Below are 7,990 nucleotides of genomic sequence, written 5' to 3'. Positions count from 1 at the left end.
TTATCTAGTCTCCTTTACTGCGGATTTGTTAGTTAAACTTTTTTTCAAAAAATAATATATGTATTACAAAATTCGACATATACACAAATCCACTGCCTGTGGATAAACGTTATAAAGTTATGGGAATAAACTTATCCACAGATTACTAACAACTGTGGATAAGAAAAAGGAACGAAAAATTTTTGAAAAAGTAAAACACAAATATCGTAACAAAAAATCATTGAGATTACAAGAAATTTAAGGGTTATCCACAATTATTTAATTATTAACAATATAAGTTGTCCACAACACAATGATATGTGCAGAATATGTTCATAAGTGTTGTGGATAATTTTTTAGGGAAATTTGTTACACACAGTGCTATAATTTAATACCTTGCGAATTGTGGATAACTAATTGTAGTTTGTTCATTAGCTAATTATTGAAAGCCATTGACAAAACCACTAGAAGTTATATATAATATCGGAGACTGTCTTACGAAGATTGAAGATGATCACTCAGGAGGTGTCATATAAGATGAAACGTACATTCCAACCAAATACACGTAAACGTGCCAAAAATCACGGTTTCCGCGCACGTATGAGTACTAAAAACGGTCGACGCGTTATTGCAGCCCGTCGTGCTAAAGGAAGAAAAGTATTATCAGCATAAGTCCACTGACCATTTCAGTGGTCTTTTTTTTCTTTTAAAACGAATTAGTTGGAGCTGGTGAGAACATGAATAAGAAACAACGTATTAAAAAGAATGCAGAATTCCAAACCATTTTTAAAAAGGGGAAGTCTTTTGCGAATAGACAATTTGTTGTTTACTGTTTAAATAAAGAAGAAGACTACTACCGAGTTGGATTATCAGTCAGCAAAAAGGTTGGGAATGCAGTAGTTCGTAACCGCATTAAACGATATATTAGACAAACCTTCCTAGAAATACATGATCAAGTATTTCCAAACATGGACTATATTATTATCGCCAGAAATCCGGCGGCCAAATTAGACTTTCATGAAACTAAAAAAAGTATAGAGCATGTTTTAAAAGTTGCTAAAGCTTTAAATAAGAAAAGTAAGTAGTAACTTTCCAGGGAAATGTTAAAATACAATGAAGAGATATATAAGACTTATTAGGGGGAAGAAGGTTGAATAAACGTTTATCACTTGTACTATTATTAGTAGTAACTACTGCTTTGCTTGCAGGATGTACAGAGTTCAATGAGCCAATCTATGATAAATCAGAAGGGTTTTGGAATGAATACATCGTATGGCCATTAGTATCATCTATAACGTTTTTTAAAGAATTATTAGGGACATATGGTTTGGGTATTATTGCCGTAACAATAATTATTCGTTTAGTGTTACTACCATTAATGATAAAACAAACGAAAAGCTCTAAAAATATGCAAGAAGTCCAACCCGAGTTAACAAAGCTAAAAGAAAAATATAGCTCGAAAGATGCTGTAACGCAGCAAAAGTATCAGCAAGAGATGATGGCCCTCTTTAAAGAAAGAGGAGTTAATCCTGCTGCTGGATGTTTACCGGTATTCATTCAAATGCCGATATTGATCGGTTTCTATCATGCCATTAGCCGTATGAATAATACACCAGAAATTAATCTTGGAGATTTTATTGGCTTTGCTTTAGCGGAACCAAGTATTTTCCTAGCTATCTTGGCAGGTCTTATGCAATTAATTGTTTTACGCACAGGTCCAGCAATGGATAATCCTCAAATGAAGTTAATGATGTACATTATGCCATTTATGATTATGGGATTTGGTGTCGTTTTACCAGCTGCCTTGACGTTGTATTGGGTTATCGGAAATATTATTTCCATCATTCAAAATTTATTCATTTACAAACCTTGGAACAGACCAAAAACAGAACCTGTTAAAACGGGAGGACCAAAAAAATGAATCAGATTACACAAACTGCACCTACAAAAGAAGAAGCTATAACGGTTGCACTGGAAAAGCTTGGCGTTTCCAGAGATGACGTGTCAATTATATTAGTGGAAGCAGGTAAAAAAGGTTTTCTTGGATTTGGAAAAAAGCCTGCAGTTGTTGAAGTAACTGTTTTGAAAAAAGAACAAGAAATAAAAGAAGTAAAAGTACAAGAAGTAGAAAAGGTTGAAGAAGTAACCGAATTAGAAGAGACAGTCAAAAAAGAATCGGTTATGGAAGATGTACCAACAATTACAAATGAACAAGCAGTGGAAGAAACAAAAAGTTATATAAAAGAGATTGCAAAAGAAATGAATATAAATGATCTAGTTATTAATGAGAAAAGAGACGGGAAGTTTATCTATCTTCATTTAAATAGTGAGAAAGCTGCTATATTAATTGGAAAGCGTGGACAAACGTTAAATGCATTAGAAAACTTATCACAATTAGTTGCAAATAAATTTTCTAATTCTTTTATCATTATAAAGTTAGACGTTGGTGATTACAGAGAACGAAGACAAGAATCATTGGAGCAACTGGCAGAAAGAATGGCAGACAAAGCTATTCGAACTGGTAGTAAGGTAGAATTTGAACCAATGTCCTCATTTGAACGGAAAATAATTCATAATGCATTGTCTGTACGAGTGGATATTGAAACCTATTCAGTGGGAACGGATCCAAATCGTTATTTAGTTATCGAACCAATTAAATAATATTCCAACGGATTTCAGCTATGTTAAACACTGAAATCCGTTTTTATTGCATTAAATAATTTTATCTCGAGTCTTGCTATCTATTAGCGAACTTTAGGTATTTTTGTTCACATATGAAAAAGTATCTATACTTCTGATTTTAGTCGTTTTATGGTATTGTTATATGTTAGATAGTCTTGTTCGGTTTACTTATACACATGTGGATAAGTAAGGATTTGTAAGGAGGTGGACACTTGTGGAATTTGATACAATAACTGCTATCTCAACTCCAATGGGAGAAGGTGCCATTGCTATAGTGAGATTAAGCGGATCTAGTGCAATAGCTATAGCAGATAAAATATTTCGTTCACCAAGCGGAAAAAGTTTATTTGAACAAAGTTCTCATACCATTCATTATGGTCATCTAATTGATCCTAAAAATGGTGAGGTTGTAGAGGAAGTTATGCTGTCCCTTATGAAAGGGCCCAAAACATTTACAAGAGAAGATGTCATTGAGATAAACTGCCATGGAGGACTAGTTTCTGTTAATCGAGTACTTCAGCTAGCCTTAATAAATGGTGCCCGACTAGCAGAACCGGGTGAGTTTACCAAACGTGCTTTTTTAAATGGGAGAATTGATCTTTCACAAGCTGAAGCTGTAATGGACTTAATAAGAGCAAAAACAGACAAAGCCATGAATGTTGCATTAGGGCAAATGGAAGGTCGATTATCTAGACTTATTGCTACATTGAGGCAAGCACTCTTAGAAACATTGGCGCAAGTAGAAGTAAATATCGACTATCCAGAATACGATGATGTAGAGGAAATGACACTTCCATTAATGATAGATAAATGTACGTGGGTTAGTGAAGAAATCGACAAACTACTTTTGACATCATCTCAAGGGAAAATACTACGAGAAGGATTATCTACTGCGATTATAGGTAGACCGAATGTAGGGAAGTCTTCTCTTTTAAATAGTTTAATACAAGAAAATAAAGCAATTGTGACGGATATAGCAGGAACAACTAGGGATATTATAGAAGAGTACGTTAATGTACGAGGCGTCCCATTAAAACTGGTCGATACTGCAGGTATTCGAGAAACAGAAGATATTGTAGAAAGAATCGGCGTAGAAAAGTCTAGACAGGTACTAAAAGAAGCAGATCTTATATTACTTGTTTTAAATAGTGCTGAGAAGTTAACGATAGAAGACAGAAGATTGTTTGAAGCAATTGAAGGAATGGACTATATCGTTATTATAAACAAAACTGATTTACCAACCGAAATAGAGATAGATGAAGTAAGAAAATTATCAGGTCATAAACGTATTGTTACTACTTCTTTACTAGAGGAACAAGGGGTAAATGAATTAGAAGAAGCGATTGCCTCTTTGTTCTTTGAGGGTACAATTGAAGCCACTGATCTGACATATGTATCGAATGCTCGACATATATCATTATTGACTTTGGCAAAATCAACTATTACAGATGCGTTAGAAGCGGCACAGAATGATGTGCCTGTAGATATGATTCAAATAGATGTTACTAGAACATGGGAAATACTAGGTGAAATAACAGGGGATACAGTCGAAGAAAGTTTGATTGATCAACTGTTCTCACAATTCTGTTTAGGAAAATAAGAGACGAGAGGAAGTTACGAACATGCCGAAGTTTGAAGCGGGCAAGTTCGATGTGATTGTTGTTGGAGCAGGACATGCAGGTGTGGAAGCGGCTTTAGCAGCTGCTAAAATGGGTGCAAAAACCTTAGTTCTAACAATAAATCTTGATATGATTGCATTTATGCCTTGTAATCCATCGATCGGAGGACCTGCAAAAGGAATTGTTGTGCGTGAAATAGATGCACTTGGCGGGGCCATGGGAAAAGTTATAGACAAAACACATATTCAAATGAGAATGCTTAATACAGGGAAAGGACCTGCTGTTCGAGCATTACGTGCACAAGCTGATAAAGTACTTTACCAAAATGAGATGAAGCGTCTTTTAGAAGAGCAAGAGAACTTAACAATTCATCAAGCTGTAGTAGAGGAATTACTAGTGGAAGACGACAAAATTGCTGGTCTAGTGACACAAGTAGGAGCAGTTTACCGTGCAGAAACAGTCGTAATTACGACGGGGACTTTCTTACGTGGTGAAATTATTATAGGCGACTTGAAGTACTCAAGTGGACCTAATAATCAGCAACCTTCTATAAAATTAGCGGATAGTATCCGTGACTTAGGTTTTGATCTAGTTCGTTTCAAAACAGGTACTCCACCGCGTGTAAATAGTAAAACTATAGATTATAGTAAAACAGAAATCCAACCCGGGGATGATGTTCCAAGAGCTTTTAGTTTTGAGACGACAGAATTTATCATGGATCAATTACCTTGCTGGTTAACTTATACAAGTGAAGTAACGCATCAAATTATTAATGATAATTTACATTTATCACCGATGTATTCTGGTATGATTAAAGGAACTGGTCCAAGGTATTGCCCTTCAATTGAAGATAAGGTTGTACGCTTTAACGACAAGCCTCGTCATCAAATTTTCTTAGAGCCAGAAGGTAGAAATACACGAGAGGTGTATGTTCAAGGGTTATCTACTAGTCTTCCAGAACATGTACAACGTCAGCTGTTAGCCTCTGTTCCAGGACTTGAAAATGCAGAAATGATGCGAGCTGGATACGCAATTGAGTATGATGCAATGGTACCAACTCAATTATGGCCAACATTAGAAACTAAAAAAGTAAAAAATCTATATACAGCGGGTCAAATAAACGGTACTTCTGGTTATGAAGAAGCAGCAGGTCAAGGTTTAATGGCAGGAATAAATGCTGGTTTACGTGCACTTAAAAAAGAAGAAAAAGTATTGAGTAGATCAGATGCATATATCGGTGTATTAATTGATGACTTAGTAACGAAAGGAACTAATGAACCATATCGTTTACTTACTTCCCGTGCAGAATATCGTTTATTACTTCGTCATGACAATGCTGATTTAAGACTGTTGGAAATTGGATATGAAATTGGATTAGTTCCGGAATCACGATATAGTAAATTCTTAGAGAAAAAGAAAAGAGTAGAAGATGAGTTAGTTCGTTTACGATCAACAATGATAAAACCAAATGAAGTAACTCAAGATTTGATAAAAAGCGTAGCTGGTAGCGAATTGAAAGATGGAATTCGTGCAGCAGATCTTTTAAAACGAACAGAAATGAACTATGATTTAGTAGCTCAATTGTCACCTTCTGAGGTAGAATTATCTATAGAAGAAAAAGAACAAGTAGAGATACAAGTTAAGTATGAAGGGTATATCGATAAATCTCTTCAGCAAGTAGAAAAACTTAAAAAAATGGAAGACAAAAAAATTCCTGAGAATATCGATTATAATGCTATTAACGGTATTGCTACAGAGGCAAAACAGAAACTGATGCAAGTCCGACCATTGTCGATTGCTCAAGCATCTCGAATTTCAGGAGTAAATCCAGCAGATATATCTATTTTACTTATATATATAGAACAAGGAAAAATAGCGAAAATTTCTGGGTAGTCTAAAATGATAAGGAGAACTACATGAACGAAGAACAATTTGTAAAAGCCCTTCAAGAAAAAGGAATAGATTTGAGTAGTACTCAAGTAGAACAATTCCAAATTTATTTTAAGTTACTAGTGGAATGGAACGAGAAGATGAACTTAACTGCCATAACGGACGAGCCTTCTGTTTATTTAAAGCATTTCTTCGATTCCATTAGTGCTTCTTTTTATGAAGATTTCACAGGAAAATACTCAATTTGTGACGTTGGAGCAGGTGCAGGTTTTCCTAGTATTCCTTTGAAAATTTGTTTTCCTAATTTAAGTGTTACAATAGTAGACTCTTTAAATAAGCGAATTCAATTCTTAACACATCTTAGTAAAGAACTTGGGTTAAAAAATGTTCACTTTGTTCATTCTCGAGCAGAAGATTTTGGACAAAATAAGGAATATAGAGAAAATTTTGATATAGTAACTGCTAGAGCTGTTGCGAGACTTTCTGTGTTATCTGAACTCTGTCTTCCTCTCGTTAAAGTTGGAGGGAAGTTTATAGCGATGAAAGCAGCAAGTGCTTCTGAAGAACTAAAAGATGCTTCTAAAGCATTATCCGTTTTAGGTGCAGAAAAAACAGCAGATTATTCTTTTTTATTACCATTAGAAAATAGTGAAAGAACGTTGTATGTCTTTTCTAAAACTAAAAGCACACCGAAAAGATACCCTCGAAAACCAGGTATTCCAAATAAAACACCAATTATTTAATGAGGAACGTTCCACGTGAAACATTTAAGGTATAAATTTAATCGTGAATATTTTGTGTATAGAGTTTCGAAAAGGTGGTGCGAGTAAGATGAAAAGTCCGTTTTCACGTTTTTTTGGAAGTTCTGAAAAACAAGGGCAAGAAGAGCTGATTGAGCCAAGGCAAAATCACTTAGAAGAAGTTTTAAATATAGCAATTGAGAAAATAGTACCTAATAGATATCAACCTAGAACTGTTTTTGATGATGATAAAATTGAAGAACTAGCTAGAACTATTCATACTCACGGTGTGATTCAACCAATCATTATTCGAAAAATGGAAGATGAAAAGTACGAGATTATTGCTGGAGAACGTCGCTTTAGAGCGATGACAAAGCTTAAGTGGGCAGAAGTTCCAGCAATAATCCGCAACTTAAGTGATAAAGAAACTGCTTCTATTGCATTAATAGAAAACTTACAACGTGAAGAGTTAACGGCAATTGAGGAAGCGGTAGCATATCAGAAGTTATTAAAACTTCATGATCTAACTCAAGAAGCACTGGCCCAACGTCTAGGTAAGGGGCAGTCTACAGTTGCAAACAAACTGAGATTACTAAAGTTACCTCAAGAAGTTCAAGAAGCTATTATGAAAAAAGAACTTTCGGAAAGACATGCTCGTGCGTTAATGGCTATTAAAGAAAAAGAAGTACAACTAGAATTGATGAGTACTTCCATTGAGAAACATTGGAATGTGAAACAACTAGAAGAAAGGGTTAATGAAATTAATAACCCACCAGTTAAAGAAGATAAGAAAGTAAAATCAAGAAGAAAAGTAGTAAGTAAAGATGTTCGAATAGCATTAAATACGATTAAACAATCTTTATCTATGGTCACTAAAAGTGGTATTAATATAAAAACTGAAGAAGAAGATACAGAAGAATTCTATCAAATTACTGTAAGAATCCCTAAAAAGAAATCATAATATACTATTTTACTTTAACTCTCGCATAATTTTGCGAGAGTTTTTTCTTTTGTAACAAGAATAACATCCATTTCTATTCAAAATTTGATAGAATAAAGAAGTGGCTATTATATAGTAAG

At 34.5% G+C, this 7,990-nt stretch carries 8 protein-coding genes; all 8 read left to right on the top strand.

The genetic code is table 11. The features are described from left to right. Positions 1-516: 516 nt before the first annotated feature. The 8 genes from rpmH (at position 517) to noc (ending at position 7,871) form a co-directional block, all read left to right on the top strand. Entirely contained in the window at positions 517-651 is a 135-nt protein-coding gene (rpmH, locus tag MKX39_RS19515; protein ID WP_090567297.1) for a 50S ribosomal protein L34, read from the top strand. Between the two features lie 65 nt (positions 652-716). Further along, positions 717-1,064: a ribonuclease P protein component gene (gene rnpA, locus MKX39_RS19510; protein ID WP_093538016.1), complete on the top strand. Its 348-nt coding sequence runs from the start codon at positions 717-719 to the stop codon at positions 1,062-1,064. Positions 1,065-1,129: 65 nt separating this feature from the next. Beyond that, positions 1,130-1,900 carry a membrane protein insertase YidC gene (yidC, locus tag MKX39_RS19505; protein ID WP_340764299.1) on the top strand — a complete coding sequence of 257 codons (771 nt, stop codon included), beginning with the start codon at positions 1,130-1,132 and terminating at the stop codon, positions 1,898-1,900. Beyond that, positions 1,897-2,640 (top strand): RNA-binding cell elongation regulator Jag/EloR, encoded by a 744-nt coding sequence (gene jag / locus MKX39_RS19500; RefSeq protein ID WP_093538014.1) that lies wholly within the window; start codon positions 1,897-1,899, stop codon positions 2,638-2,640. Before yidC ends, jag begins: the two co-directional genes overlap by 4 nt. 235 nt (positions 2,641-2,875) lie before the next feature. Then, positions 2,876-4,261, top strand: coding sequence for a tRNA uridine-5-carboxymethylaminomethyl(34) synthesis GTPase MnmE (gene mnmE, locus MKX39_RS19495; RefSeq protein ID WP_340764295.1), 1,386 nt, complete (start codon positions 2,876-2,878; stop codon positions 4,259-4,261). Positions 4,262-4,283: 22 nt separating this feature from the next. Further along, the gene (mnmG, locus tag MKX39_RS19490) at positions 4,284-6,173 is read left to right on the top strand and encodes a tRNA uridine-5-carboxymethylaminomethyl(34) synthesis enzyme MnmG (protein ID WP_093538012.1); all 1,890 of its coding nucleotides are present in this window, start codon (positions 4,284-4,286) and stop codon (positions 6,171-6,173) included. Between the two features lie 23 nt (positions 6,174-6,196). Continuing rightward, positions 6,197-6,913 (top strand): 16S rRNA (guanine(527)-N(7))-methyltransferase RsmG, encoded by a 717-nt coding sequence (gene rsmG / locus MKX39_RS19485; protein WP_093538011.1) that lies wholly within the window; start codon positions 6,197-6,199, stop codon positions 6,911-6,913. An 88-nt stretch (positions 6,914-7,001) separates the two neighbouring features. Continuing rightward, on the top strand, positions 7,002-7,871 hold the full coding sequence (noc, locus tag MKX39_RS19480) for a nucleoid occlusion protein (protein ID WP_340764290.1): 870 nt from the start codon (positions 7,002-7,004) through the stop codon (positions 7,869-7,871). The last annotated feature ends 119 nt before the right edge of the window (positions 7,872-7,990 follow it).

The organism is Psychrobacillus sp. FSL K6-1464 (assembly GCF_038003145.1).
Taxonomy (GTDB): domain Bacteria; phylum Bacillota; class Bacilli; order Bacillales_A; family Planococcaceae; genus Psychrobacillus; species Psychrobacillus psychrotolerans.
Note: the sequence above shows the minus strand (reverse complement) of the source record. Positions and strands in the feature narration are given on the sequence as shown.